Source organism: Rathayibacter sp. AY1D9, from assembly GCF_002932395.1.
GTDB lineage: Bacteria > Actinomycetota > Actinomycetes > Actinomycetales > Microbacteriaceae > Rathayibacter.
Window position 1 is genome coordinate 305,353 of record NZ_PSVQ01000001.1, and the last position, 26,247, is coordinate 331,599.

Consider the following 26,247-nt stretch of genomic DNA (forward strand, 5'->3'; position numbering starts at 1 on the left):
GCCCGCGTCCCGCGACGTGTCAACACCGTGACGGTCCCGGAGGCTCCGCGTAGCGTCGCTCACGGGCCGTCCGGCCCCTGAACGGAGGGACTCCCGATGACTCCGGAGGACACGACCACGACGGCCCCGCGGCCCCGCTCCCTCTGGCGGGCGGGCGCGGCTCCGATCCCCTCCGACGAGTTCATGCCGGGCGCGCACTTCGATGACGTCGTGGTCGGCGCCGGACTCACCGGGCTGGTCACCGCGCTCCTCCTGCAGCGGACCGGCCGGCGCGTGCTGGTGCTGGAGGCGCGGGAGGTCGGCGCGGTCACGACCGGGAACACGACGGCGAAGCTCAGCCTCCTGCAGGGAGCGCACCTCTCCCGGATCGCGGAGCGCAACATCCCCGCGGTGACCGAGGCCTACGTCGCGGCGAACCTCGCGGGCTTCCGCTGGCTGCTCGGCTACTGCGAGGGCGCGGGCGTGCCGGTGCAGAGGCGCACCGCCTACAGCTACGCGCAGACGCCCGAGGGCGTGGACGCCGTCCTGAAGGAGCACGCGACCGCGCGCCGCTTCGGCCTCGCGACCCGCCTCGTCGGCGAGCTCGACGTGCCCTTCCCCAGCACGGCGGCCGTGGCCCTCGACGACCAGGCCCAGTTCGACCCGATGGACGTCCTCACGGCGCTCGCCGCCGACTTCCGCGCCGCCGGGGGCACCCTGGTACAGGGCGTCCGGGCCCTCGGGATGCGAGCGACCGCTCCTGTCCGGGTCCGCACCAGCGCGGGCCCGGTGACCGGGGACCGGGCCTACCTGCTCACGGGCGCGCCGATCCTCGACCGCGGCCTCTACTTCGCCAAGATCGCCGCGCTGCGCTCGTACGCGGTCGCGTTCCGCACCGACGCGCCGATCCCCGACGGCATGTACCTCTCGGTCGACGAGCCGTCCCGCTCGGTGCGCGACGCCGAGCGCGACGGCGAGCGGCTCCTCCTGATCGGCGGCAACGGCCACCCGGTGGGGCGCAGGCCCGTCACCTCGGAGGCGGTGGACGACCTGGTCGCCTGGACGCGGCGGTCCTTCCCGGGGGCGGAGCCGGTCGCGCAGTGGAGCGCCCAGGACTACGAGCCGTTCCACCGTGTGCCGTTCGTGGGCTGGCTGCCGCGGGGCCGCGGACGGATCTTCCTGGCGACCGGCTACGACAAGTGGGGGATGACCAACGCGGTGCAGGCCGCGATGACGCTCGTCGCCGACCTCGAGGGCGGGACGCCGGCCTGGGCGAGGACGCTGCACCGCCGGCCCACGCTGCCGCGGGTGATGGCGGAGGGGCTCGGCGCCGGGCTGGCGGTGGGCGCCTGGTACGCCCGCGGCTGGTCGGCAGCGCTCCGCGCGCCCCGCTCGGCCGGGGTGGTGCCGGCGGAGGGCCAGGGCTCGCTCGCCCGCGACGGCCTGCAGCCCGTCGCTGTCTCCACCGTCGAGGGGAGGCGCTGCGCGGTGTCGGCGGTGTGCCCGCACCTGGGCGGGATCGTCACCTGGAACGACTCGGAGCGCAGCTGGGACTGTCCGCTGCACGGCTCCCGCTTCGCAGCCGACGGGACGGTGCTGGAGGGGCCGGCGGTCGAGCCGCTCGCCCCGCTGGGCTAGGCCGGCCGCCGGCTCCGCGGAGCCGAGCCGGCGGCCGGCCCCGCAGAGCAGGCGGCTCAGTCCTCGTCCGCTCCGGGCTCCGCGACCTCGTCGCCGTCCGCGCCCGAGGCATCGCCGGTCGTGTGCAGATCGGTGTCGCCCGGGATGCTGAAGTCGCTCAGCGGGTCCAGGGGCTTCTTGTCGTCGATGTCGTCGCTCATGCCTGCCACCCTACGAGCGTCCGGCGAGGCGCTGCACCGCGGCGACCGGGATCGACAGCCACTCCGGCCGGTTGCGCGCCTCGTAGATCGCCTCGTAGACGGCCTTGTCGAGCTCGAACGCGTCGAGCACCGCCCGGTGCGCGGTGACCGCGTCGCCCGCTTGCTCGGCGTAGCCCTCGAGGAACGCGGCACGGCTCGCCGCCGCCCACGCCGCCCTCGAGGCGCCCGGCTCGGCCTGCTCGTGCGCACCCGCCGCGTAGTCGAAGGAGCGCAGCATCCCCGCCACGTCGCGCAGCGCCACGTCGGGAAGACGGCGCTCGTGCATGGGCCGCAGCGGCTCGCCCTCGAAGTCGAGGAGCACCCAGCCGCGATCGGGCACGGACAGGACCTGCCCGAGGTGGTAGTCGCCGTGGATGCGCTGGAGCCTCGGCCACGGCGCGGTCTCGGCGGCGCGGAACACGGCCTCGATCGCCTCCGAGTCCTCGGCGATCACGGGGACCTCGGCCGAGGCGATGCGCAGGCGACGGCGCATGGCCGCGACCATCCGCTCGACGACCTCGGACGTGGTGTCCTCGGTCGGCATGACCTCCGCCAGCGTCGCGTGCACCTCGGCGGTGGCGCGGCCCAGCTCGCGGGCGGGTCCGGTGAAGTCGGAGTCGGCGGCGACCGCCTCGAGGGCGACGCGCCACGCGTCCTGGACCCCGGGGAGGAACTCCTGCGCGAAGGCGAGGTGCCCGAAGGCGCGGCCCGTCTCCTCGCCCTCGTCGTCCCACTCGCCCGTCACGTTGCCGATCACGGGCGGGACGAGGGCGCTCCCGGCGGCGTTGAGCGCCGACTGCACCGTCACGTCCGGGTTGTCGCCGTGGTGGAGGGCGCGGAAGACCTTGACGATCACCGGCGTCGCGTCGGATCCGTCGTCGGCCGTGGTGCGGACGATCACCGAGGTGTTCGACTGCTCGCCGCTGAGCACCTTCGAGGACGCGAACGCCCCGATCGCGGCACCCGGCTGCCGGTGGCCCTCGGCGCGGGCGCCGCCCTGGGCGCCGTCCTCGTCGGAGCGGCCACCGTCGGCGATCATCCCGAGCAGGGCGCGGGCGAACACCGGGTCGCGCGGAGCGTCGTACACGTAGTGCGAGTCGTCGGAGTAGACGAGGGCGTCCTCGAGCCCGGGCACCGGAGCCGCGTGGACGGTCACCGGCACCTGGTACAGCACCGGGCTGGTGCCTGCCCGGTCGATGAAGAGGTGGTCCACCACCTCCGCCTCGCCGGGGTGCAGCGACCAGGCGCCGCGGACCTCCAGCTCGGGGCGCCGCCCCTTGCTCGCGTACCACCTCTGGTCCGCCACCCATGCGGCGATGCGGTCGATCGACAGGCCTGCGCTCATGCTCTTCCCTCCGTCGGCACCCCGAACCCTACTGGCCGCGGACGACGGGCGGAGGGGCTTGCGGCGGGGCGCTCAGGCCAGCTCGAGCACGTCCAGCGTCCAGGCGTACTCGAACGCGATCTCGCGCCAGCGCTCGTAGCGTCCGCTCACTCCGCCGTGTCCCGCTGTCATCTCGGTGCGCAGCAGCGCGGGAGCGCCGACCTCGCGGAGCCTGGCCACCCACTTCGCCGGCTCCACGTACAGCACCCGGGTGTCGTTGAGGCTCGTCGTCGCGAGGATCCGGGGGTACTGCACGCCCTCGCGGACGTTCTCGTAGGGCGAGTACGACTTCATGTAGGCGTACACCTCGGCGTCGTGCAGCGGGTCGCCCCACTCGTCCCACTCGATCACCGTGAGCGGGAGCGACGGGTCGAGGATCGAGGTGAGCGCGTCGACGAACGGGACCTGCGCGAGGACACCCGCGAACGCCTCCGGGGCGAGGTTCGCGACCGCGCCCATCAGCAGGCCGCCGGCCGACCCTCCCTGCGCGACCAGGCGGGCCGGAGAGGTGAAGCCCGCGTCGACCAGGTGCCGCGCCGCGGAGACGAAGTCGGTGAAGGTCGTCCGCTTCGCCAGCGTCTTCCCGTTCTCGTACCAGGAGCGGCCCATCTCCCCGCCGCCGCGGACGTGCGCGACGGCGAAGACGACGCCGCGGTCGAGCAGCGAGAGGCGCGCGATCGAGAAGCCAGGGTCGATGCTCGCCTCGTACGAGCCGTAGCCGTAGAGGAGGAGCGGCGCGGGGGCCGAGTCCGGATCGGCGGCGTCGCGGCGCCAGACGAGCGAGAGCGGCACCCGCGTGCCGTCCTCCGCCACGGCCCACTCCCTCCTCTGCACGTACAGCGCGGGGTCGTAGTCGCCGAGCACCGGCTGCTGCTTGAGCACCGTGCGCTCGCCCGTCGCGACGTCGAGCGCGAGCACGGTCGAGGGGGTGACGAACGAGGTGTAGGCGAGGCGGAGGGAGGGCTGCTCCCACTCCGGGTTCCCCGCCAGGCCAGCGTCGTAGAGCGGCTCGTCGAAGACGATCTCCTCGAGCCGCGCTCCGGCGCCGTCCTCGCGGAGCAGCCCGAGCCGGGTGGCTCCGTCGGCGCGGTACGAGACGACGACGTGCCCGGCGAAGGCGTCGACGCCCTCGATCCGGCGACCCTCGCGGTGCGGCACCACCACGCGGCGCTCGCGGGCCCGGGCGTCGGCGTCGAGCGACAGGTCGGCCGGCTCCTCGACGATCTCGAAGTCGAGGGCGCCGTCGTTGTGCACGATCAGCAGGCGGTCGTGCCCGTCGACGACGGCGTGCTCGACCTCGTACTCCACGCCCTCGCGGCGCGGCCACACCGAGCGGAAGGAGCCGGTCGGGTCGGACGCGTCCAGCAGCAGGCACTCGCTCGTGATCTTGCTGCCGATCTCGATGACGAGGAAGCGGCGGCTGCGGGTGAGGCCCACGCCGATCCAGTAGCGCTCGTCGGGCTCGGCGAAGACGACCTCGTCCGGGGTCCCGGCGCCGACCTCGTGCCGCCAGATCGTGTCGGGGCGCCAGGACTCGTCGACGGTCGGGTAGAAGACGAAGCGCGCGTCCGCGCCGAAGGTCGCTCCGCCGCCGGTGCCCTCGATGACGTCCGGCAGGTCCTCGCCGGTCTCGAGGTCGCGGATGCGGAGGGTGTAGCGCTCGTCGCCCTCGACGTCGGTGCCGAAGAGCAGCCGTCGGCCGTCCGCCGAGACGTCGAAGCTGCCGAGCGAGAAGAAGTCGTGCCCCTCCGCCTCCGCGTTGCCGTCCAGGACGACCTGCTCGCCCTCGAGCGGACCGCCCTCGGCGATCGACGGCGGCGTCCAGTCGTCCGGCCCGCTGATCGGCGCTCGGCAGTGCACGGCGTACTGGCGGCCCTCGTAGGAGCGCGAGAAGTACCACCAGGAGCCCTCCCGGACGGGGACCGAGAGGTCGGTCTCCTTCGTCCGCGAGCGGATCTCCTCGAACAGGCGCTCGCGCAGCGGAGCGAGAGGAGCCAGCACCGCCTCGGTGTACGCGTTCTCGGCCTCGAGGTGCGCGATCACCTCGGGGCTCTCCTTCTCGCGCAGCCACTCGTAGTGGTCGACCACCACGTCGCCGTGGTGGCGGCGCTCGAGGGGGACGCGGCGGGCGACGGGCGGAACGGGCGCGGTCATCGCTCCAGCCTAGGGCGAGGGCGCCCCTGGCCGCCCGGGGTGCCGCAGCGGCGCCGGGCGTGATCACAATGGAGCATGGCCAGCGGTGCGGAGAACGAGTCGGCGACGTCCCGGGCGGGCGGTGCGCGGAGAGTGCAGACCGAGGTCGAGCGCAAGTACGACGTCGACGCGGGCACCCGGCTGCCCGACCTGACCGGCACCGGGAGCGTCGCGAGCGTCCGCACCGAGGAGCCGGTGACCCTCCGCGCCGAGTACTTCGACACCGCCGAGCGCGCTCTGTCCCGGGCGCGGATCACGCTGCGCCGCCGCGAGGGCGGATCCGACCAGGGCTGGCACGTCAAGCTGCCCGGCTCCTCCGGCCGCACCGAGATCCACGCGGAGCTCACGGCCTCGCGCACGGTCCCGTCCGCCGTCCGCGAGCCGGTGCTCGGGCAGGTGGGGCGCGCGCCGCTCGAGCCGCTGGCGCTGCTCGAGACGGTCCGCTCGATCACCCGCGCCCTCGACTCCCACGGGCGGGAGCTCGCCGAGATCGCCGACGACCTGGTGACCGCGCGCGACCAGCGCACCGGCCGCGAGCGGCGCTGGAGGGAGTGGGAGGTCGAGCTCGTCGACGTCCCTGGGGACGAGGGCGAGCGGGTCCTCGACGCGATCGAGCAGCGCCTCCTCGCCGCGGGCGCCCGCCCGGCCGCCAGCGCCTCCAAGCTCGCCCGGGCCACCGGCGGCCCGATCGAGGAGGCGGTCCCGGATCCGCGGAACGGCGGGGAGGCGGCGCTCGCCGCGGTCCGCTCGCTCCTGCGCGAGCTGCGCGCCGTCGACCCGCGGGTGCGCCTCGAGGCCGACGACGCCCTGCATCGGATGCGCGTGCTCGCGCGCCGGCTCCGGTCCGTCCTCGCCGCCTCCCGCTCCGTGCTCGACCGTGCGGCGACCGACCCCGTGCGGGACGAGCTGCGCTGGCTGGGAGGGGTCCTCGGCGCGGCTCGCGATCAGGAGGTGCTCGCCGAGCGGTTCCGCGCCTCCCTGGCGGCCGTCGAGGGCGCCCCGAGCTCCCCCTCCGCCCTGCTGGAGGAGATCGAGCACCGGCACGCCGCGGCGCTGCGCCGCGTCGACCGCACTCTGCGCGGCGGCCGCTACCTCGCGCTCCTCGCCTCGCTCGACGCCCTGCTCGCGGACCCGCCCCGCACCGCGCGGGCGGGCTCGAGCGCGACGGCGCTGGTGCGCCGCTCCGTCGCGAAGGACCTCGCGCGCATCTCCGCAGCGGGCTCCGCGGCGGCCGGCGGCTCGCTCGAGGCCAGACACGACCTGCGGAAGGCGGCGAAGCGTCTCCGCTACACCGTGGAGGCGTGGCGGGCGGTCGTCCCCGAGGCCGTCGGCGCCCGGCGCCGCTCGCTCGCCGAGGCGGGCGAGGACCTCGCCGACGCCCTGGGGGAGGAGCGCGACGCGCTCGCCGCCCGTGCGCTGATCCTGAAGGAGGCCGATCGCAGCGGGGAGGGGGCCTTCGCGCTGGGGGTCGTCGCCGCCGAGGAGCGGCACCGCGCCAGGCGGGCCGCGAAGGCCGCGGAGAAGGCGGGGGACCGTCTGGGGTCGCTCTCGCGCTGACCGTGCGGCCCCGCGGTCGCTGTCAAGCCGACGGCCCGGTCACACGGACGAAATCCACGGCGGATAATGTGAATCATGCCTTCCGTCCGTGCTCTTCCGTCACCGCTCCTGCGCCCGCGCCACTTCGACCGCGACGACGTCGTGGTCCATGCCGGCCTGTTCTCGCTGGTGAACTCGAGTACGACGCCCCGCGCGGCCTGGACCGAGGACCTGATCGCCATCGGCGAGGTCCTCGACGCCGCCGAATTCCCCTACCGCCTCATCCGCGGCACCGACGGCTCGCCCTTCCTCGCGGTGGACCGCGTGCTCGGCGCCGAGCTGGCCACGCTGCTGGCGCGTGCCTTCGCGACCGAGCCCTTCTACGCCAAGACGGTCGACAAGCGGGGCACCCCGCCCCAGCTCCTGGCCGAGGGCGTGCTCGCGCCGTACCCGCGCGCCTCCGTCTTCAAGCTCTTCCGCCCGCGCGTCTCCTCGACGGGATCGCTGCGCTACGGCGCCCGCAGCGGCGTCCGCCTCGAGCTGTGGAAGGTGGGCGAGGAGGAGATCATCACTCCCGCCGAGAACGCGCTCATGCGCAACAGCCTCCCCGTCGCCGAAGCCATCGACGCCCACGTCGAGGCGTACGGCCGCACCTGGCCGACGTTCGAGGGCATGTTCGAGCCGCTCGTCAGCGACATCCGCTTCGAGGTGGACATCGTCTTCTCGTGGGTCGACGGCACCGACCTGGAGTTCCAGCGCGCCCGTGCGGCCCGCATGGCGAGCTACGTGGTGGGCGAGGGCGACGACGCTCCGGCGCGCTTCCGCCAGATCGACGAGCTCAAGTACGCCCTGCGCAGCGTCTACATGTACGCGCCGTGGATCCGGCACATCTACATCGTCACCGACTCCCCGCGCCCGCGCTGGCTGGACGAGCACCCGGACGTCACCCTCGTGCGCAGCGAGGACCACTTCCGCGACCTCTCGGTGCTGCCGACGCACAACTCCCACGCGGTCGAGAGCCAGCTGCACCGCATCCCGGGGCTGGCGGAGCACTTCCTCTACTCCAACGACGACATGTTCTTCGGGCGCCCGGTCGACCCGTCGATCTTCTTCTCGCCCGGGGGCATCACGAAGTTCATCGAGGCGACGACGCGCATCGGCATGGGCGACTCCAACGCCTCCCGCAGCGGCTTCGAGAACGCGGCCCGCGTCAACCGGCGCCTGCTCCGCGAGCGCTTCGGCGCGATGACGACCCGTCACCTCGAGCACGCCGCCACGCCGCTCCGCAAGACCGTGATGGCCGAGCTCGAGGCCGAGTTCGAGCCGGAGTTCACCGCGACCGCCGCGAGCCGCTTCCGCTCCGCGAGCGACGTCTCCGTCACCAACTCGCTCTACCACTACTACGCGCTGATGACCGGCCGCGCGGTCGTGCAGGAGAACGCCTCGGTGAAGTACGTCGACACGACGATGCACCAGGGGCTGAAGGACATGCGCAAGCTCCTCAAGAACCGCGGAGTCGACTTCTTCTGCCTCAACGACGGCAGCTTCCCCGAGATCTCGGCGGAGGCGCGCACCAAGGCCGTCATCGGGTTCCTCGAGGAGTACTACCCGATCCCGGCTCCGTGGGAGCGCGAGGACTGACCGTGGGCTGGGCCGTCGGGGGAGCGGTGGCCGGGCTGCTGCTCGGCCTGGCGAGCTCGCTCGTGTTCCCGGGCATCGGAGTGGGAGCGGGCGTCGGCGTGGGCGTCGCGCTGGCCGCGGCGCTGGCTTTCGCCGGATGGCTGTTCGCGCGGGACCGCGCCGGCGGGCGCTGACACCGCCGGCCGTGTCCGAGGACGCGGTCGACGCGGCGCCCGGTGGCGTCGGGGCGACCCCGACGCCCCGTCGCGTCGCTACGCGCTGACGCCCACCCGCTCCACGAGCGGCGGGTAGAGCTCCTCGTCCCGGGCGACCGGGGCCGCCGTCGCCGCGGCGATCTCGACGCCGTGGTCCGCGAGGATCCGCTGCGTCTCGTTCGCCGAGACGTAGGACACCTCGGTCGAGGCGCCGATCGGCACCACCGAGTGCAGCACCGTGCCGTCGTAGACGTGGATCAGGTTGAACGCCTGGGCGCCGTTGCGGGCGCGGGTCGCGCCCACCGGCACGTTGAGGTCCTGGGTGTAGCAGGTGGCCGACGCGACCGAGACCGGGATGCCGGCGAACATCGCCGTCGACGAGTAGTGCAGGTGGCCCGCGATGATGCTGCGGACGTCGGAGCCCTCGAGCACCTCCGCGAGGGCGGGCTGGTCGCGCAGCTCCACGAGGACCGAGAGGTCGAGCACGCTCGGCACCGGCGGGTGGTGCAGCGCGAGGATCGTGCCGTGCGGGGCCGGGCTGGAGAGCTCCTCCGCCAGCCAGTCGAGCTGCGCGTCCGAGATCTCGCCGTAGTGGGCGCCGGGCACGGTGGAGTCCAGCGCGATGATCCGGAGCCCGTTGACGTCGTGCACGCGGTCGATCGGCTGCGTGGTCGGGAGCTGGTCGAGCAGCCCCGAGCGGAACGCGCCGCGGTCGTCGTGGTTGCCCATCACCCAGATCACCTCGGCGCCGAGGCGTGCGGCCGCGGGCTCGACGACGGCGCGCAGCTTCGCGTACGCCTCCGGCTCGCCCTTGTCGGCGAGATCACCCGTGATGACGATGGCCTCCGGACGTCCGCCGGACGCCTCCAGCTCGTCGAACAGGAGCCGCAGCTGGGCCTCGCTGTCGACGTCGGAGCCGTACAGGCCGCCGTCTCCGGCGATGAAGTGGGTGTCGCTCAGGTGAAGGATGAAGTGGTTGGGCCGGGGGTACTCGGCCTGGCGGAGGGACATGATCCTCGGGTTCCACGATCGGCGGGAGCCGGATCACGCGACCCGGCGTCGGCACTTGCGCACTGCTCCAGCGGAGGCGACCCCGCTGCGACCAGTCCATCATCGCGGGGTGAACTCCGGGCCAACACCGGTCGGCGCGTCATCGAACGGTTCTCCCAGGTTGCCGGTCGCTGCGCGGTCCTCCCGGACCCCGGAGGACCGCCGCGATCAGAGCCGGGCGAGCAGGCGCGCGTAGAAGGCGATCGCGCGCTCGAACTGGTCGGCCTCGACCGACTCGTCGACCCCGTGGATCCCGAGCTGCTGCCGCGGGCTGATCTCGAACGGGATGAAGCGGTAGACGTGGTCGCTGATCGCGTGGAAGTGCCGCGCGTCGCTGCCGCCGGTCTGCACGTAGGGGGCGACGACCGCGTCCGGGAACGACTCCTGGACGACCGCGCGGAGCAGGTCGTACGGCCCGCCGTCGCCGCGCTCGCCGGTGGGGGAGACGGGGGAGGGCTCGTGGGCGACCTTCACCTCGACCTCGACCTCCGGGTCGTCGATGACGGCGCGGATGCGCTCGACCACGCCCGCCACGGTGCCGCCCGGGTTGATCCGCACGTTCGCGGTGGCGCTGGCGCTGGAGGCGAGGACGTTCGCTCCGGTGCTGCCGCGCAGCTCGGTGATCGCGACCGTCGTCCGCAGCATCGCGGCCGAGCGGTTGGAGTGGGCGGCGAGCGCGCCGACGACGGCGTCCGGGTGCTCGTGCGGGCGGGCGTACCAGACGGCGTGGGCCGCGTCCGCGTGGTCGGCCGCCGCGCGCACCAGCTGGGCGATCGGCTCCGGGAGGGTCGAGGGGAACGGGTTCTCGGTCAGGCGGTGGATCGCCCTCGCGAGCCGCTGGGTGGCGAGCAGCCCGGGCGGGGGCGGCGGAGCGGAGGCGTGGCCGCCGACGTCGCGGCAGGTCAGCTCGAGGTTCATGATCCCGCGCTCGGTGACGCCGATCACGGCGATCGGGGTGGTGACGCCGGGCAGGATGCCGCGCCGCACGTTCCCGCCCTCGTCGAGCACGAGGCGCGGGCGGACCCCGCGCGCGCCGAGCAGGGCGACGACCGAGGGGGCGCCGTCGCCCGCCGTCTCCTCGTTGTGCGTGGAGAGGAGGTACACGTCGTGCCGGGGCCGCTCGCCCCGCAGGACGGCCGCCTCGACCGCCTCGAGGAGGGCGACGAGGGAGCCCTTGTCGTCGAGGGCGCCGCGCGCCACGACGGAGGTGCGGCCGTCCGCGGCGACGACCGTCTCGGCCGCGAACGGGTCGTGCGACCACTCCGCCGCCGTCACGCTGACCACGTCGTAGTGGGCCATCAGCACGGCCGGCTCGCCCGGCTCCTCACCGCGCCAGCGCCAGAGGAGGGAGTGGCCGGCGACGGTCTCGGACTCCAGCGCCGCGTGCAGCGCCGGGTAGAGCTCGGCGACGAGTTCCCGGAAGGCGTGGAAGCGGCTCCAGTCGGTCGCCGACTCGTCCGAGTGGGACACGGTGTCGACGCGCAGCAGGGCCTGGAAGCGCTCGAGCGCGGTCGTCGTCACCGGGCTAGCCTACGACGGCGGTGCCGGGCCCCCGGCCCGTCGGAGCGGAGGTGCGCGGTGGGGCTGCCCGAGGTCTGCGTCGTCTACGTCCTCCGCGACGGCCCGCGGGGCGCGGAGGTGCTCCTCGGCTGCAAGCGCAGGGGCCTCGGCGAGGGCCGCGTGGTCGCCCCCGGCGGCAAGCTCGAGCCCGGGGAGTCGCCCGTCGACGCGGCCGTCCGCGAGCTGGAGGAGGAGGCGGGGCTGGTCGCCCTCCCGGCCGACCTGGAGCCGCGCGGCGTGCTCGACTACTCCTTCCCCCACCGGCCGGCGTGGAGTCAGCGCTCGCACGTCTTCCTCTGCCGCCGCGTCACCGGCGAGGTCACCGAGTCGAGCGAGCTAGCCGCCGCGTTCGTCCCGGTCGAGGAGGTGCCGTTCGAGCGGATGTGGGATGACGCCCGCCTCTGGCTGCCGGGCGTGCTGCGCGGGGGCGCGCCCGTGCGCCTCCGGGTCGAGTTCGGCGCCGACCTCGCGAGCGTGGCCTCGTGGGGGCCGGCCGACGCTCAGACGAACGTTCCCGCCACCAGCAGCGCCAGCAGCGAGATCACCGAGGCGATCGAGAGCGTCAGCGAGTAGGCGGTGAACGTGCCCCGCACGGTGAGGCCGAGCACGGACTTGAAGAGCCAGAACGCGTTGGCGTTGACCATCCCGAGGAAGAGCGCGCCGGAGCCGGCGGCCAGGGCGATCAGCGCCGGGTTCACGTCGAGCACGGGGATCAGCGGGGCGACGATGCCGACCGCGGTGATCGCGGCCGTCGAGACCGAGCCGATCGCCGCGTGCAGCACGGCCGCGACGACCCAGGTGAGCAGGATCGGCGAGAGGGCCCGCCCGTCGAAGGCGCCGGCGAGCGCGTCGCCGACCCCGGTTCCTCCGACCACGGCGGCGAGGCTGCCGCTGACCCCGGTCAGGACGACGATCGGGCCGCTGCGGGTCAGTGCTCCGCCCAGTGCCGTGGCCACGGCGCCCTTCGGGAGCGTCCGCAGTGCCGTCGCGTAGGCCAGCACCAAGCCGGCCAGCAGCGCGATGTGCGCGTCGCCGAGGAACCGCAGAAGGGGGACGTCGAGCTCGGCCAGCTGGGTGAGCGAGTTCGCGGCGATCAGCACGATGGTGAGGGCGATCGGAGCGACGGCCAGCGCGAGCGGCACCCGCCGCGTCGCGAGCGCCGTGCCTCCCGTGGCCGCGCCCGCCTCGGGCTCGAGAGCGGGCCCCGGGACCGCCCCGCCCTCGAGGTCGCGCTCGTCCCGCCAGCCGCCGCGCTTCACCAGGGCGCTGTACACCAGCACGGTCAGCACGATGGTGACGATGCCCAGCGGGGCGCCGATGGCGACCATCGACGGCAGGGGAGCGCCCGCAATGCCTGCCGTGGCCAGCGCGGCGGCTCCGGGGACGACGAAGACCACGCCCACGATCATCCCGACGATGGAGGAGCCGGCCAGCAGCCCGTAGCCACCGGCACCGAGCCCCCGCGAGGCCAGACGAGTCAGCGGTGCGCTCATCACGACCAGCACGTCGGAGTAGATCGAGGGGAAGGCGACGCCCAGGGTCAGCGCGTAGGCGACCGGGAGCGCGCGCCGACCGAAGCGCTTCACGAGCCAGCGGGCGAGCAGCGGGGCCACGCCCAGCGCCTCCAGGAGCGATCCGAGCAGCAGGCCGAGCGCGATCAGCAGGCCGATGTCGCCGAGGACCGCGCCGAATCCGGACGTCATCGCGGTCACCGTCCCCTCGCCGCCCTGCCCCGAGACGAGGCCGAGCCCGAGGGCCGAGACGAGGAGGGCGATCACCGGCTCGACCTTCAGCACGACGATCAGGACCACGACGGCCACGATCGTGAGCAGGATGAGGAGCGCGGGCCAGTAGTCGGTCATGGGCGGTCCTTCTGTCGAGGAGCGGGAGGGCCCGGAGACCGGGTCGCCGCGAGCCGTCCAGCCCCGGCCGTGGTGCGCCGCCAGACGGACGATCGCGCGGATCCGCGGAGCCGGGAGAACGCCGCGGAGATGCGGCGCGTCAGCGGAACATACCGATCCCCGACCCTGCTCCCCGACGTCGACGACTTCTTTCGTCATGCAGCGTCGCGAACACGAAGGGGCCGGATGCGCACCGTGCTACTTTCACCGGGCAGACGTCCTCGGGGGGAGGACGCAGCCGCATCTCTCCTCCGTGGTCACCCGCATCCGGACGGCCTCCGCCGTCCGACCCGCCAGGCGCCCTCCGTGGGGCGCCGCCGTCAGCGGGCCACACGACAGCGACGCGATCCGGCCCCGCCCGGACGCGCCCGAGCGCAGCAGGAGCACTACCCATGACGGCACAGATCATCGACGCGACCGATCTCGACGAGCTCCGGCGCGTCGGGCAGGAGCTCCGCGAGGGCGCGACCGTCATCGCGCAGACCGACACGAACTACGGCGTGTTCGCCAGCCCCTTCTCGCGCAGCGCCTGCTTCCGCCTCTACGACATGAAGAAGCGGGACGGCGCGAAGCCGCTCACCCTCTTCGTCTCCGCGCCCCGCGACTGGGCGACCTGGGCCTTCGCCCCGGAGACGGCCGACATGGACGCGCTCGTCGCAGCGTTCTGGCCGGGGCCGCTGAACGTCATCCTGCGCCGCAAGCCCGTCGTCCCGGACTGGGTCACCTCGGGCCAGGACACGGTGTCGGTCGTGCACAACCTCAGCGCCCCGATCAACCTGCTCTCGATATTCGCGGGCCTGCCGCTCGCGGCCACCTCCGCCAACATCAGCGGCACGGTGTCGACCGGACTCGTCGACTTCGACCTCGCCGCGGAGCACCTCGGCGGCGACAGCGACTACCTGATCCGCAGCACCACCGCCCCCGACTCCACGATGAGCAGCACGATCGTCTCCCTCGTGGGCGGCGCGTCGATCGTCCGTCAGGGCGACGTGGGCGCCGACGCACTGCACGTCGTCGTGCCCTCCCTTGTCTGACCTCGGGCGCGGGGACGCCCCGCGCGGCCGCAGCGCCGCCGGGCTGATCACGGTCTACCGGATCGTCTCGCGCGCCTACTTCCACCTGCCCGTGGTCGCGGTGTTCCTGCTGGCGCGGGGCTACCCGATCCTGGCCGTGGCGCTGCTGCTGGCGCTCTACGGAGTGGTGGCGGCGCTCGCCGACGGCCCGCTCTCGCCGCTCACACGCCGCCTGTCCTCGGCGGGCGCGCTCGTCGTCGGCGAGGGCGTGAAGGCACTGGGCCTCGTCGTGATCGTGCTGGACGCGGATCCGGTCGCCGTCGTGATCAGCCAGCTGCTCGCCGGCTGCGGCTTCTCGCTGACGGCCGGGCGGGACGCCGCGCTGGCCTCCTCGCTGCGCGCCGGAGCCGATGCTCGCCGCCAGGAGACGCGGGTGCAGAGCGGAATGTTCCTCGCCTCCTTCGGCGCGGGAGTGCTCGGGGCCGCCTCGCTCGCGCTCTGGGACCGGCTGCCGTTCCTCCTCAGCGCGCTCGTGTCGTGCGCCGCGCTGGCCGTGGTGCTCCTTGCCCGCCTGCCGCTCGGCGCGAGCGCCGCCTCGGGAGTGGCGGCGCGCGCCGTGCGGCCGGCCGTCCTGCCCGCCGCGGTGCGCTTCTGGTCCCTCTACTACTCCGTGAACCGCGCCGTCCTGCTCGCCGCTTACACCTTCGTGATCCCGCTGCTGCTGTTCCAGGAGCTGCGTCTGACGCTGCCCGCGTTCGGCCTGGTGCTCGGCCTCTACACGCTCGCCGGCCTGGCCGCCGCCCGGCTCTCGCCGCTCATCGCCGGCACGCCCCTGGTCTTCCGGCTGACGGCGCTCACCCAGGTGCTGGGCCTCGCCCTGACCACCCTCGGGGTGCTCGGCGCCGCGATCGCCGGCCTGGCCCTGCTCGGGATCGCGGGCGGCTTCGTGCGGCCCGCGACGATGATCGCCCTGGCGCCGGCGATGAACGGGCTCGAGGACGGCGCCCGGGTCGCGGTGATGCGCGGACTGGAGCGCAACCAGGGGATCCTCCAGGCCGTCCTGCTCGTCGGCGCCGGGATACTCGTCCCCCTCACGGGAGGGACCGCGCCGACCCTCATCGTCCTCGTCGTCCTCGCGGTCCTCGCGCAGACGATCGGGGCCGTCTCGATGCGACGACAGGAGAGGAGGGCCGTCACCGCGGAAGCGGAGTGACAGAGGAAGTCCGGGACGAGCCCGCCGGCGGCGTCCCCCATCCACGTGCAAGGAGTGGAGCAATGCAGCCCATCTACACGTTCTCCGATTCCGACAGATCGACCCTCCAGCAGTCGCTGCTGGCGGTCGCCATCGACCCCTACAAGGACTACGACCGCTTCCGCGACGCGATCGCCGCGCTGATCGACAGCGGCGACGTCCCGCAGGGCTTCGTCGACGCGCTCGCCCGCATCCGGCGCGAGCGCGACGAGAAGATCACCTACGCGCACCTGATCTCGAACAACCCGGTCGACGACGAGATCCCCTGGCTCGACCAGGACGACGCGCTCGAGGACAAGTACCGCAAGAAGCTGACGTTCGTCGGCGAGGGCCTGCTCGAGCTGCAGTCGCAGTACCTCGGCTCGCCGCTGCTCGCGTACGCCACCCGCAACAACGGCGACTTCTTCCAGGACGTCTACGCCGACAACCGCTTCTCGAACACCCAGACGCAGAAGACCGACGGCGAGCTGTACTGGCACAACGAGCGGACCGCGCACCCGGTGCGCGCCGACTTCATCTCGCTCCTGGGACTGCGCACGCCCGAGACCGACCTCGTCTACACGAAGTACGTCGACGGCCGCGAGATCCTGCGCTTCATCTCACCCGAGAACCAGGCGCTCCTGCGCGAGGCGGTCTACATCACCCCGTTCGACGAGCTCTCGCGCGCCCAGAACAAGAACCAGATCGTGTCGGACCAGCACGCTCTGCTCGAGAACGAGCACAGCTTCCGCTACTACGACACCCGGACGGTGCCGGCCGACCCGGACGACCTGCCGCACCTGTGGGCGCTCTGGCAGTTCCGCGATGCGCTCTCGAAGGTCAGCGAGCAGTACCACCGGATCCGCGACGCGGACCTGCTGATCATCGCGAACCAGGACGGCCTGCACAGCCGTCAGCTCGTCGACGTCCAGGACCGCGACAAGACCCGCTTCCGCTGGCTGCTGAAGACGTACTCGTTCCGCGACGCGGCGACCGCGGACCGCCACTCCGACTACTGGCTCGACGGCGTCCGCGGCCGAGTCACCGACTGAGAGAGAAGGAGAACGACATGACCGATCTGACCAGGAGCACGCCCCCGCACCCGCTCGACTTCCTGCCCGCGACGGCGCCCCTGGAGGTGTCCAGCGACGACGTGACCGACGGCGAGCGGCTCGCCGAGGCCCAGGGGAGCGGCGACACCAGCCCGTCCCTGCGCTGGAGCGCCGGCCCCGAGGGCACGCAGTCGTACGCCGTGACCGTGTTCGACCCCGATGCGCCGACCCTCGGCGGCATCCACCACTGGGTCCTGGTCGACATCCCGAAGGAGGTCACCGAGCTGGCCGCCGGCTCGACGGAAGTGGGGCGCCCGGCGCTCAACGACCTCGGGTCGCTCGCCTACGCCGGTGCGGCCCCGCCGCCCGGTGACCGCCCGCACCGCTACCTCTTCACGGTGCACGCGCTCGGAGTGCCGACGCTGCCGGTCGACGAGTCGACTCCGGCCTCGCTGGTCGGCTTCCATCTGACCGTCAACACGCTCGCGCGAGGCTCGCTCACGGCCCTCGCCTGAGCCGTCCCGTCGGCGCGCGCGGCGCGGACGGGCGCGCACCGGGCACCGGAGTCGATCCGGAGCCCGGTGCGCGTCCGTTCGCGGCATCACCGCCGCGGACGACGGGAGGCGATCCGCTAGGCTTCCGCTCGGCCGGGGCCCCGCCCATGGCGTCTCTGGACACCACGAAAGGGAAAGAATGACCAGCACGACGGTGATCGAATGGCGTGAGCAGGCTCCTGCGGAAGCGGTGGACGCGCTCTACGCCCCCGGTGGACTGGTCGTCTGCGCGACCAAGGTCGGCTACATCCTGATGACGACCGACGGTGCAGGCCTCGAGCGCAAGTTCTCGGCCAAGCAGCGCAACCGCAACAAGCCCGGCGTCGTGCTCTGCTCCAGCATCGAGCAGCTCGTCGAGCTCGCGGAGCTCAACGACGAGGTCCTCGCCTTCTACCAGAAGCACTGGGACCAGGACGTCCTGCTCGGCTGCATCCTCCCGTGGAAGGCCGAGGCCGTCGACCTGATCGACGAGGACGCCCGCGAGCTGGTCCGCGACGGACGGGGCACCAGCTGCTTCGTCATCCGCTTCGGCCGCCCGGCCGAGCAGCTGGTCGCCACCATGTGGGAGCGCGACCGCACCCTCACCTTCGCCAGCTCGGCCAACCCCTCGGGCGTGGGCAACCGCGGCCGCGTCGCGAACATCGGCGAGCGGATCGAGAACGAGGCCGACGTCATCGTCTCGGCAGACTCCTACGTCTCCTCGATCCAGCCGGACAAGGACGAGGACTCCCGCCACGAGCAGGGCGTCATGGTCTCGATGGTGGACGCCTCGGGCGCCCTCATCCCCGTGCAGGGCGGCGAGCGCTCGATCACCCCGGGCCCCGTGCTGATCCGCCGCGGCCTCGACTACGAGCGCATCATGCTGAACCTCGCCGAGCAGTTCAACTCCTGGGACTACCGCCAGGGCGAGTACTACTGATCCGGTGAGGGATCGGATCGACGGCCGGGCCGGGGCGCGCCCCCGGCCCGGCCGTCGTCGTTGCACCGCCAGGACTCCAGCAGGCCGTGAGGGGTCGTCGACCCCTCGCTTCACCGGCGGCCGACGCTCGCCGGCCCCCTCGAGGACCTCGTGATCGACGTCTCCGATGGCGCGGAGCCCCGCGCGCTGCGCGTTCTCGGGTGGGCCGCAGCCGTCTCCCTCCTCCCGGTCGGCGTGACGGCGGCGCTGGCGGGACTCGGAGCGCTCGTGGAACCCGGCTTCGCCTCCCTCCTCCTCTTCCTCGCGGCGGTCGGGCTCCTTCCTGGAGCGCTCGTCTTCGTCCTCCCGTGTGCGGCGCTGGCACTTCGGCGATCGACGTCGACACCGTCGCTCGCTCCGGCCCTCGTCCTGGTTCCAGCGTGGCTGGCAGCCCTAATCGTCGTGTCGCCGTCGATAGCGCTCGTGGTCGACGTGGCCGACGGGCAGCCGAGCGCGAGCAGTGTCCTGCAGGCGGTCGCTCCGGGCCCGGCGCTCCTCGTCGCCGTCCCGCCGAGCATCCTCGCTCTGGGCCTCTCCCTGCTGCTTCTCGCGCTCGGGCGACGGCGGCTCCGCCGGTCCGGTGAGCCACGGCACGAGGAGCGGGCGCCCGGATGGTACGAGTGATCGCGGGCGAGTCCCGCCGTCAGAGCTCCAGCACGTCGCCCGGCTCGAGGGCGTGGTACTCGCCGCCGCCCTCGCGCACCGCCCAGCCGAGCCGGTCGTGGCCGAGCGAGCGCCCCGCCTCCGAGAGCACCTGCTCGTGGGTCGCGAAGGCGTGCCGCGGGGCGAGCTCGAGCACGTAGTCCATCGCCTCGGCGATCTTCATCCACGGTGCTCCCGAGGGAGCAGCGAGGATCTCGACATCGACGCCCTCCGGCACTGTGAACGAGTCGCCGGCGTAGTAGACCCGGCCGTTCACCAGGACGCCCACGTTGTCGATCACGGGGATGCTGCGGTGGATCACCGCGTGACGGGAGCCGAAGAAGCGCAGCTCGAACGGGCCCACCGTCACGACATCGCCGTCGGCGACCGTCTCGACGTCGAAGCCCTCGGCCGCGGCGGCGACCCCGGCCGGGCCGAGGATCCGGAGCGACGGGGCCGCGTCGCGCAGGCGCCGCAGCTGCTCCGGGGTCCAGTGGTCGGCGTGCTCGTGGGTGAGCACCACGGCGACGGTGTCGGTCGTCCCCTCGACGGGCCGGGTGAAGGACCCCGGATCGATCACCAGCCGGGCACCGTCCTCCTCGATCAGGACGGCGGCGTGCTCGAGTTTCGTCAGTCTCATGCCCCGAGCCAACCGCCTCGGCGGGCGGCGGGCAAGGCCGGGGCCGAGCGGAGACCGGATGGGCCGGGCGCTCGATTTGCGTCGATGCGGATCCGTGTGCAACACTCTTCGAGTTGCAAAAACGCGGCCCCATCGTTTAGCGGCCTAGGACGTCGCCCTCTCACGGCGGTAACGCGGGTTCAAATCCCGCTGGGGTCACCACGGCAACACGAGAAGAACCCCCGGTCTGACCGGGGGTTCTTCTCGTTTAACACCCGGGTGCTCGCCACGCGGCACCCGCTCGACGCATCGCGCCGATCGCCTCGTTCCCGCTCCGCCTCCCCGGGGCCGCATCCCGCCGGATCGGCGCTAGGATCGCATCCGCGAAGGGGAGTATCCCGCCTTTCCGCTCCCGTCAGTACGCACCGCCCCTGCGCGGCGCCGGGGGCGGGACGGGTGACGCGGACCGGCACGGCCGTCCGCTCCCCGGGGAGAGACTTTCGGCCCCCACCCACTCGGAAGGCCCTCATGCTCGATCTGCCCGTCTGGTTCGTGATCGGCTCGTTCGTCGTCCTGAGCCTGATCCTCGCCGCCGACCTGCTGCTGGTCTACAAGCGCCCGCACGTGCCGAGCCTGAAGGAGTCGGGGCTGTGGGTCGGCTTCTACGTGTCGCTGGCGCTCGTGTTCGCGCTGCTGATGCTGATCCTCGGCGGCGGCGAGCTGGCCGGCCAGTTCGTCGCAGGCTGGCTGACCGAGTACAGCCTCTCGGTCGACAACCTGTTCGTCTTCGTCATCATCATGGGCCGCTTCGCGGTGCCGGCGAAGCTCCAGCAGGAGGTGCTGATGGTGGGCATCATCATCGCGCTGGTCTTCCGCGGCGTCTTCATCCTGCTCGGCGCGCAGCTCATCGAGAGCTTCAGCTGGATCTTCTACCTCTTCGGCGCGTTCCTGGTCTACACGGCCTGGAACCAGGCGTTCGGCGCGGAGGACGAGGACGAGGGCACCGACAACCTGCTCATCCGGCTCCTGCGCCGCCGCGTCAAGATCTCGGACTCGTTCGACGGCTCCAGGATCCGCACCACGATCGACGGCACGCGCCACTTCACGCCGATGCTGATCGTGTTCCTCGCGATCGGCTCGACCGACCTGCTCTTCGCGCTCGACTCGATCCCGGCAATCTTCGGCATCACCGAGAGCCCCTTCATCGTGTTCACCGCGAACGTCTTCGCGCTGATGGGGCTCCGCCAGCTCTACTTCCTGCTCGGCGGGCTGATCGACAAGCTCGAGTACCTCAAGTACGGGATCGCGTTCATCCTCGCCTTCATCGGCGTGAAGCTCGTCCTGCACGCCCTGCACGAGAACGACCTGCCCTTCCTCAACGGGGGCGAGCCGGTGCCGGTGTGGGACATCGACACGATCACCTCGCTCGTGGTCATCGTGCTGAGCATGACCGTGGCGACGCTGGCGAGCCTGGCGAAGATGCGCCGCGAGCACCGCCACATCCAGCTGCACGACGGGCACCCCGAGGTCGTCGCGGACGACGCCCGGTCCTCCGCCGAGGAGAAGTGATCCCGCGATGACGACGACCACGGTCGACCTGCCGCAGGGGGCGCTGCGGCTCGCCGTCAGCAGCAGCACCGACGTCGGCGCCGTCCGCCGCGTCAACGAGGACGCCCTCCTCGCCGACGAGCTGCTCCTGGCAGTCGCGGACGGGATGGGCGGGCACGCACGAGGGGACCTCGCGAGCGCAGCCGCCGTCGAGGCGCTGCGCGAGAACCGGCCGACGAGCCTGGGTCCGGTGGACGCGGTGTTCGACCTGGTGGAGGGCGCCAACACGGCCGTGCGCGCGCTCGACGTGGGCGGTGCGCTCTGCGGCACGACGCTGACCGGGCTGATGCTCGTGCTCCCCGAGCCCGCGGGCCCGGCCCGCTGGGCGCTGTTCAACGTCGGGGACTCCCGCGTCTACCGCTGGGACGGTGCCGAACTCCAGCAGCTGACGGTGGACCACTCCGCCGTGCAGGAGCTCGTCTCGGCCGGCCTGCTCACCCCCGAGTCGGCGGAGTCGCATCCCGACCGCAACATCGTCACCCGCGCCCTCGGCGCCGACGAGGAGGTCGAGACGGACGTCTGGACGCTGCCCGTCGTGCCGCGCGCCAGCTACCTGCTCTGCTCCGACGGGCTGACGAAGGAGCTCTCCGACCAGCGGATCGCCGCCCTGTTCGCCCGCCGCGACTCCGGCGACCCTGCCGACCTCGCTCAGGCGCTCGTGCGTGCGGCGGTCGAGGCCGGCGGACGGGACAACGTCACCGTCGTCGTCGTCGACGCCGTGCTCGACGCCCGCGCCTGAGCCGGGCGACTCCGTGCCGCGCCCGCCCGGGAGGCGGGGGAGCGCGGTGCTATTCTCGGTCCATGCTGAGTGGCCCGCACCTCCTTCCGTGCCGCGACGAGACCTCGAACTGACGGCCTCCCTCGTCGCGGTGCCTCGCCCGGCCGAGCAGCGACTCCAGGAGGAGAAGGAACCGTCATGATCGAGACCACACCCGGCACAGCCGCGCCCGCGTCGAGTGGAGCAGGGACCGGCAGGAGAGCCGAGAAGCCGCGCACCCTCGCCGAGAAGGTCTGGGACGACCACGTCGTCGTCGCGGGCGAGAACGGCGCTCCCGACCTGCTCTACATCGACCTGCACCTGCTGCACGAGGTGACCAGCCCGCAGCCGTTCGACGGCCTGCGTGCCGCGGGGCGCCCGCTGCGCCGGCCGGACCTCACCATCGCCACCGAGGACCACAACACGCCGACCCTCGAGATCGGACGCCCCATCGAGGATCCGATCAGCCGCACCCAGATCGACGCGCTGCGCCGCAACGCCGGCGAGTTCGGCGTCCGCCTGCACTCCCTGGGCGACGTCGAGCAGGGCATCGTGCATGTCGTCGGCCCCCAGTTGGGCCTGACGATGCCCGGCGTCACGGTGGTCTGCGGCGACTCGCACACCTCCACGCACGGCGCGTTCGGCGCGATCGCCTTCGGCATCGGCACGAGCGAGGTCGAGCACGTGATGGCGACGCAGACGCTGCCGCTGCAACCCTTCAAGACGATGGCGATCACGGTCGAGGGCACGCTGAAGGAGGGGGTGACGGCCAAGGACATCATCCTCGCGGTCATCGCCCGCATCGGCACCGGCGGCGGCCAGGGCTACATCCTCGAGTACCGCGGCTCCGCGATCCGCGCGCTCTCGATGGAGGGCCGGATGACGATCTGCAACATGTCGATCGAGGCGGGTGCGCGGGCCGGCATGGTCGCGCCGGACGAGACGACCTTCGCCTACCTGCACGGCCGCCCGCACGCTCCGGCGGGCGAGGACTGGGACGCCGCGGTCGCCTACTGGCGGACGCTGCCGAGCGACGAGGGCGCCGTGTTCGACGCCGAGGTCGTGATCGACGCCGACGCGCTCGAGCCGTTCGTCACCTGGGGCACGAACCCCGGCCAGGGCGTCTCGCTCTCGCAGGCGGTACCGGACCCTGACGTCCTCGACGATCCGAACGAGCGCGCCAGCGCTCTGCGAGCGCTGGAGTACATGGCGCTGGAGCCCGGCACGCCGATGAAGGAGATCCCGGTCGACGTGGTCTTCATGGGCTCCTGCACCAACTCGCGGATCGAGGACCTGCGGGCCTTCGCTGCCGTCGTCGAGGGGCGCACCAAGGCCCCCGGCGTCCGCGTGATGGTCGTCCCCGGCTCCGCCCGGGTGCGGCTCGAGGCCGAGGCCGAGGGGATCGACCGGATCGTCACCGCGTTCGGCGCGGAGTGGCGCTTCGCCGGCTGCTCGATGTGCCTCGGGATGAACACCGACCAGCTCGTCCTGGGGGAGCGCGTGGCCTCCACGTCCAACCGCAACTTCGAGGGTCGTCAGGGCAAGGGGGCGAAGACCCACCTCGTCTCGCCCCTCGTCGCCGCGGCCACGGCCGTGCGCGGCACCCTCTCCAGTCCCTCCGATCTGGAGCCGGTCCGCGAGAGAGCAGGAGTCTGACCGTGCAGAAGTTCGAGACCGTCACCGCGATCGCCGCGCCCCTGAAGCGCGCCAACGTCGACACCGACCAGATCCTCCCCGGCATCTACCTCCGCCGCATCACGAAGACCGGCTTCGAGGACGCGCTCTTCCACGGCTGGCGGCAGGACGCGGACTTCGTCCTCAACCAGGAGCGCTACCGCGGCGCCGGCATCCTCGTCGCCGGCCCCGACTTCGCCATCGGCTCCAGCCGCGAGCACGCCGTCTGGGCGCTGCGCGACTACGGCTTCCGGGTCGTCATCTCCCCCCGCTTCGGCGACATCTTCCGGGGCAACGCCGGCAAGCAGGGACTGCTCGCGGCCGTCGTCTCGGAGCCCGACGTCGAGCGGCTGTGGGAGATCATCGAGGGCACCCCGGGAATAGAACCGACGGTGGATCTGGTTGCGCGTACGGTCACCGCCGGTGGCGAGACCTTCGACTTCGAGATCGACGACTACACTCGATGGCGCCTGATCGAGGGCCTGGACGACATCGGCCTGACCCTGCGCGACGAAGCGCTCATTTCCGAATTCGAGACCCGCCGCGAGAGCTGGCGGCCCAAGACATTGCCGGTGAAATAGCGTGAACACACTTCTTCAGGACGCCAAGGCCCTGCAGGACGCCAAGGCGTCGGGAGCACGGGTGGGAATGACGACCGAGCGGATCACCATCAACGGCGGGCGACCGCTGGTGGGCCGGATCGAGCTCAAGGGGGCCAAGAACCTCGTCACCAAGGCGATGGTCGCGGCGCTGCTCGGCGAGACCGCCTCCACCCTCCGCGACGTGCCCGACATCAGCGACGTCCGCGTCGTGAAGGGCCTGCTCGAAGTCCACGGCGTCAAGGTGAAGCAGGGCGCCGAGGTCGGCGAGCTGATCCTCGACCCCTCCAACGTCGAGTCCGCGCACTTCGCCGACATCGACGCGCACGCCGGCTCCAGCCGCATCCCGATCCTCTTCTGCGGCCCGCTGCTGCACCGCCTGGGCGAGGCGTTCATCCCCGACCTCGGCGGCTGCCGCATCGGTGACCGCCCGATCGACTACCACCTCGAGGTCCTCCGCAACTTCGGCGCGGTGATCGAGAAGCTGCCCTCCGGCATCCGGATGTCGGCCCCCGAGGGCCTGCACGGCGCCAAGGTGTCGCTGCCCTACCCGAGCGTCGGAGCGACCGAGCAGGTCCTCCTGACCGCGGTGCGCGCCTCCGGCATCACCGAGCTCTCGGGCGCGGCGATCGAGCCCGAGATCATGGACCTGATCAACATCCTGCAGAAGATGGGCGCCATCATCTCGGTCGACACCGACCGGGTGATCCGCATCGAGGGCGTGGACCGGCTCACCGGCTACTCCCACCGCGCGCTCTTCGACCGCAACGAGGCGGCCTCCTGGGCGGCCGCGGCCCTCGCGACCGACGGCGACATCTTCGTCGGCGGCGCCCGCCAGCAGGAGATGACCACCTTCCTCAACGTCTTCCGCAAGGTCGGCGGCGCGTTCGAGATCGCCGAGGACGGCATCCGCTTCTACCACCCGGGCGGCGAGCTCAAGCCGGTCATCATCGAGACCGACGTGCACCCCGGCTTCATGACCGACTGGCAGCAGCCGCTGGTCGTGGCGCTCACGAAGGCCAAGGGCGTCTCGATCGTGCACGAGACCGTCTACGAGCAGCGCTTCGGCTTCGTCGACGCGCTCGTCGAGATGGGCGCGACCATCCAGATCCACCGCGAGTGCCTCGGCGGGCAGGCCTGCCGCTTCGGGCAGCGAAACTTCATGCACTCGGCCGTGATCTCGGGACCCTCGAAGCTGCACGGCGCCGACATCGTCGTGCCGGATCTGCGCGGCGGCTTCTCGCACCTGATCGCGGCGCTCTCGGCCGAGGGCACCTCGACGGTCTCGAACGTCGGCATCATCAGCCGCGGCTACGAGAACTTCCTCACCAAGCTCGAGCTGCTGGGCGCCGACTTCTCGCTCGACGCGTAGCCGCCCACCGGGACCCCGGTCCCGCGGAGGACGACCGTCCTCAGCGGCCCGGGGTCCTGTCGCGCCCGGGCGCGCCCCACGCGGGCGGTTCCGCGTCCTCCTCCAGGCGTCCCCGGATCCGCTTCTCGAGGAGCGCGAGCGTCGTCTCCGGCGCGGGCCGGAGGCCCAGCGGTCCGGGCGACTCGACCAGGACCAGCGTGAGGCGTCCGCGCCGCGTGCCGGCCAGGACGACCTCGAGGGCCTCGCGCGGACGCAGGCCCACCAGCACCCACCGCCGCTCCAGCCGCGCGATCCGCGCCCAGGGCACGACGACGCCCCAGTCGCCGAAGGAGACGGTCAGTCCCCGGCGGCGCGGCACGACCACCGCGTAGGGCCGCAGCGTCGGCAGCGGGAACCGCGGCTCGACCCGACGGAGGCCCGCTCCGAGCCGGCCGCGTCCGAGGACCGCGACGCCGCCGGTCGCCTCCGCCTCGACGTGGGCGAGCGGTGCCACCGCCACGCGCCAGAGGGCGTCGACCCCGCCGATCACGAGGGCGACTGACGCCGAGCCGCCGACGAGGACCGCGAGCGTCAGCAGGAGGCCGTCGCCGAGCGCGGCCGCATCGCGTCCGGCCTGCGTGGCGAGCAGCACGACTCCCCACACGATCAGGAGCACCAGGCCGGACAGCGCGATCGGCGAGTCGGCGAGGCGGCCGAGGGCCCTGCTGACGGCGTCCCACGGCGACGGGCGGCGACGCGGACGGGGCATGCCGGTACCGTACCCGGCGGCCGGACCGCTCCTCCCACCGCGGGGCCCCGCTGCTCCCGGGCGTGGGGACGCGGCCCCTCCGATGCGGGATGCGAGGATGGGCGG

General features: G+C 72.8%; 24 protein-coding genes and 1 tRNA gene. 17 read left to right on the forward strand and 8 right to left on the reverse strand.

Going from position 1 to position 26,247, the window contains the following annotated elements; genetic code table 11:
- The first annotated feature begins 96 nt into the window (after window positions 1–96).
- Window positions 97–1,617 (forward strand): FAD-dependent oxidoreductase, encoded by a 1,521-nt coding sequence (locus C5C50_RS01400; protein WP_104272683.1) that lies wholly within the window; start codon window positions 97–99, stop codon window positions 1,615–1,617.
- A gap of 56 nt (window positions 1,618–1,673) precedes the next feature.
- Here the strand turns inward: C5C50_RS01400 and C5C50_RS16790 are convergent, their stop codons facing one another.
- The 3 genes from C5C50_RS16790 to C5C50_RS01410 form a co-directional block, all read right to left on the reverse strand.
- Window positions 1,674–1,817, reverse strand: coding sequence for a hypothetical protein (locus C5C50_RS16790; RefSeq protein ID WP_181133803.1), 144 nt, complete (start codon window positions 1,815–1,817; stop codon window positions 1,674–1,676).
- Between the two features lie 10 nt (window positions 1,818–1,827).
- Window positions 1,828–3,201: a phosphotransferase gene (locus tag C5C50_RS01405; RefSeq protein ID WP_104223072.1), complete on the reverse strand. Its 1,374-nt coding sequence runs from the start codon at window positions 3,199–3,201 to the stop codon at window positions 1,828–1,830.
- A gap of 72 nt (window positions 3,202–3,273) precedes the next feature.
- Window positions 3,274–5,394: a S9 family peptidase gene (locus C5C50_RS01410; RefSeq protein WP_104272684.1), complete on the reverse strand. Its 2,121-nt coding sequence runs from the start codon at window positions 5,392–5,394 to the stop codon at window positions 3,274–3,276.
- A gap of 75 nt (window positions 5,395–5,469) precedes the next feature.
- Here C5C50_RS01410 and C5C50_RS01415 point away from each other — a divergent pair, with 75 nt between their 5' ends.
- The 3 genes from C5C50_RS01415 (at window position 5,470) to C5C50_RS16795 (ending at window position 8,783) form a co-directional block, all read left to right on the forward strand.
- Window positions 5,470–6,990, forward strand: a complete 1,521-nt coding sequence (locus tag C5C50_RS01415) for a CYTH and CHAD domain-containing protein (protein WP_104272685.1) — start codon at window positions 5,470–5,472, stop codon at window positions 6,988–6,990.
- Between the two features lie 75 nt (window positions 6,991–7,065).
- A complete protein-coding gene (locus C5C50_RS01420; RefSeq protein ID WP_104233778.1) occupies window positions 7,066–8,610 on the forward strand; it encodes a stealth family protein in 1,545 nt (514 codons plus the stop codon).
- A gap of 2 nt (window positions 8,611–8,612) precedes the next feature.
- The gene (locus C5C50_RS16795; protein ID WP_159939285.1) at window positions 8,613–8,783 is read left to right on the forward strand and encodes a hypothetical protein; all 171 of its coding nucleotides are present in this window, start codon (window positions 8,613–8,615) and stop codon (window positions 8,781–8,783) included.
- Window positions 8,784–8,861: 78 nt separating this feature from the next.
- Here the strand turns inward: C5C50_RS16795 and C5C50_RS01425 are convergent, their stop codons facing one another.
- The gene (locus tag C5C50_RS01425; RefSeq protein ID WP_104262522.1) at window positions 8,862–9,815 is read right to left on the reverse strand and encodes a phosphodiesterase; all 954 of its coding nucleotides are present in this window, start codon (window positions 9,813–9,815) and stop codon (window positions 8,862–8,864) included.
- Between the two features lie 207 nt (window positions 9,816–10,022).
- Entirely contained in the window at window positions 10,023–11,375 is a 1,353-nt protein-coding gene (locus C5C50_RS01430; RefSeq protein WP_104262523.1) for a M20/M25/M40 family metallo-hydrolase, read from the reverse strand.
- 57 nt (window positions 11,376–11,432) lie between these two features.
- Here C5C50_RS01430 and C5C50_RS01435 point away from each other — a divergent pair, with 57 nt between their 5' ends.
- Window positions 11,433–11,987, forward strand: a complete 555-nt coding sequence (locus C5C50_RS01435; RefSeq protein ID WP_181128716.1) for an 8-oxo-dGTP diphosphatase — start codon at window positions 11,433–11,435, stop codon at window positions 11,985–11,987.
- Here the strand turns inward: C5C50_RS01435 and C5C50_RS01440 are convergent.
- Window positions 11,915–13,276 (reverse strand): GntP family permease, encoded by a 1,362-nt coding sequence (locus C5C50_RS01440; protein ID WP_104225615.1) that lies wholly within the window; start codon window positions 13,274–13,276, stop codon window positions 11,915–11,917. The two genes, C5C50_RS01435 and C5C50_RS01440, sit on opposite strands and share 73 nt — an antisense overlap.
- Window positions 13,277–13,707: 431 nt before the next feature.
- Between C5C50_RS01440 and C5C50_RS01445 the strand changes: the two genes are divergently transcribed.
- The 6 genes from C5C50_RS01445 (at window position 13,708) to C5C50_RS01470 (ending at window position 18,747) form a co-directional block, all read left to right on the forward strand.
- The gene (locus tag C5C50_RS01445; RefSeq protein ID WP_104272686.1) at window positions 13,708–14,349 is read left to right on the forward strand and encodes an L-threonylcarbamoyladenylate synthase; all 642 of its coding nucleotides are present in this window, start codon (window positions 13,708–13,710) and stop codon (window positions 14,347–14,349) included.
- Window positions 14,342–15,541: a hypothetical protein gene (locus tag C5C50_RS01450; protein WP_104225617.1), complete on the forward strand. Its 1,200-nt coding sequence runs from the start codon at window positions 14,342–14,344 to the stop codon at window positions 15,539–15,541. The genes C5C50_RS01445 and C5C50_RS01450 overlap by 8 nt, the downstream gene beginning before the upstream one ends.
- A gap of 62 nt (window positions 15,542–15,603) precedes the next feature.
- Window positions 15,604–16,611, forward strand: a complete 1,008-nt coding sequence (locus C5C50_RS01455; RefSeq protein WP_104223082.1) for a TauD/TfdA family dioxygenase — start codon at window positions 15,604–15,606, stop codon at window positions 16,609–16,611.
- A 17-nt stretch (window positions 16,612–16,628) separates the two neighbouring features.
- A complete protein-coding gene (locus C5C50_RS01460; protein WP_104223083.1) occupies window positions 16,629–17,126 on the forward strand; it encodes a YbhB/YbcL family Raf kinase inhibitor-like protein in 498 nt (165 codons plus the stop codon).
- Between the two features lie 178 nt (window positions 17,127–17,304).
- A complete protein-coding gene (locus tag C5C50_RS01465; protein ID WP_104262525.1) occupies window positions 17,305–18,084 on the forward strand; it encodes an L-threonylcarbamoyladenylate synthase in 780 nt (259 codons plus the stop codon).
- 150 nt (window positions 18,085–18,234) lie between these two features.
- A complete protein-coding gene (locus tag C5C50_RS01470) occupies window positions 18,235–18,747 on the forward strand; it encodes a hypothetical protein (protein WP_104272687.1) in 513 nt (170 codons plus the stop codon).
- Between the two features lie 19 nt (window positions 18,748–18,766).
- Here C5C50_RS01470 and C5C50_RS01475 read toward each other — a convergent pair whose 3' ends face one another.
- The gene (locus C5C50_RS01475; RefSeq protein ID WP_104272688.1) at window positions 18,767–19,405 is read right to left on the reverse strand and encodes an MBL fold metallo-hydrolase; all 639 of its coding nucleotides are present in this window, start codon (window positions 19,403–19,405) and stop codon (window positions 18,767–18,769) included.
- Window positions 19,406–19,530: 125 nt separating this feature from the next.
- Between C5C50_RS01475 and C5C50_RS01480 the strand changes: the two genes are divergently transcribed.
- The 6 genes from C5C50_RS01480 (at window position 19,531) to murA (ending at window position 25,394) form a co-directional block, all read left to right on the forward strand.
- Window positions 19,531–19,606 (forward strand) — tRNA-Glu (locus C5C50_RS01480).
- 306 nt (window positions 19,607–19,912) lie between these two features.
- The gene (locus tag C5C50_RS01485) at window positions 19,913–20,953 is read left to right on the forward strand and encodes a TerC family protein (RefSeq protein ID WP_104223086.1); all 1,041 of its coding nucleotides are present in this window, start codon (window positions 19,913–19,915) and stop codon (window positions 20,951–20,953) included.
- 7 nt (window positions 20,954–20,960) lie between these two features.
- Window positions 20,961–21,731 (forward strand): PP2C family serine/threonine-protein phosphatase, encoded by a 771-nt coding sequence (locus C5C50_RS01490; RefSeq protein WP_104223087.1) that lies wholly within the window; start codon window positions 20,961–20,963, stop codon window positions 21,729–21,731.
- A gap of 177 nt (window positions 21,732–21,908) precedes the next feature.
- Window positions 21,909–23,405, forward strand: coding sequence for a 3-isopropylmalate dehydratase large subunit (leuC, locus tag C5C50_RS01495; RefSeq protein WP_104223088.1), 1,497 nt, complete (start codon window positions 21,909–21,911; stop codon window positions 23,403–23,405).
- Window positions 23,406–23,407: 2 nt separating this feature from the next.
- Window positions 23,408–24,004, forward strand: a complete 597-nt coding sequence (leuD, locus tag C5C50_RS01500; protein WP_104272689.1) for a 3-isopropylmalate dehydratase small subunit — start codon at window positions 23,408–23,410, stop codon at window positions 24,002–24,004.
- A gap of 67 nt (window positions 24,005–24,071) precedes the next feature.
- Window positions 24,072–25,394 carry a UDP-N-acetylglucosamine 1-carboxyvinyltransferase gene (murA, locus tag C5C50_RS01505; protein ID WP_181027099.1) on the forward strand — a complete coding sequence of 441 codons (1,323 nt, stop codon included), beginning with the start codon at window positions 24,072–24,074 and terminating at the stop codon, window positions 25,392–25,394.
- A gap of 40 nt (window positions 25,395–25,434) precedes the next feature.
- On the opposite strand, the gene C5C50_RS01510 is transcribed toward murA, so the two are convergent.
- Window positions 25,435–26,142, reverse strand: coding sequence for a hypothetical protein (locus tag C5C50_RS01510; protein WP_104272690.1), 708 nt, complete (start codon window positions 26,140–26,142; stop codon window positions 25,435–25,437).
- Window positions 26,143–26,247: the final 105 nt, after the last annotated feature.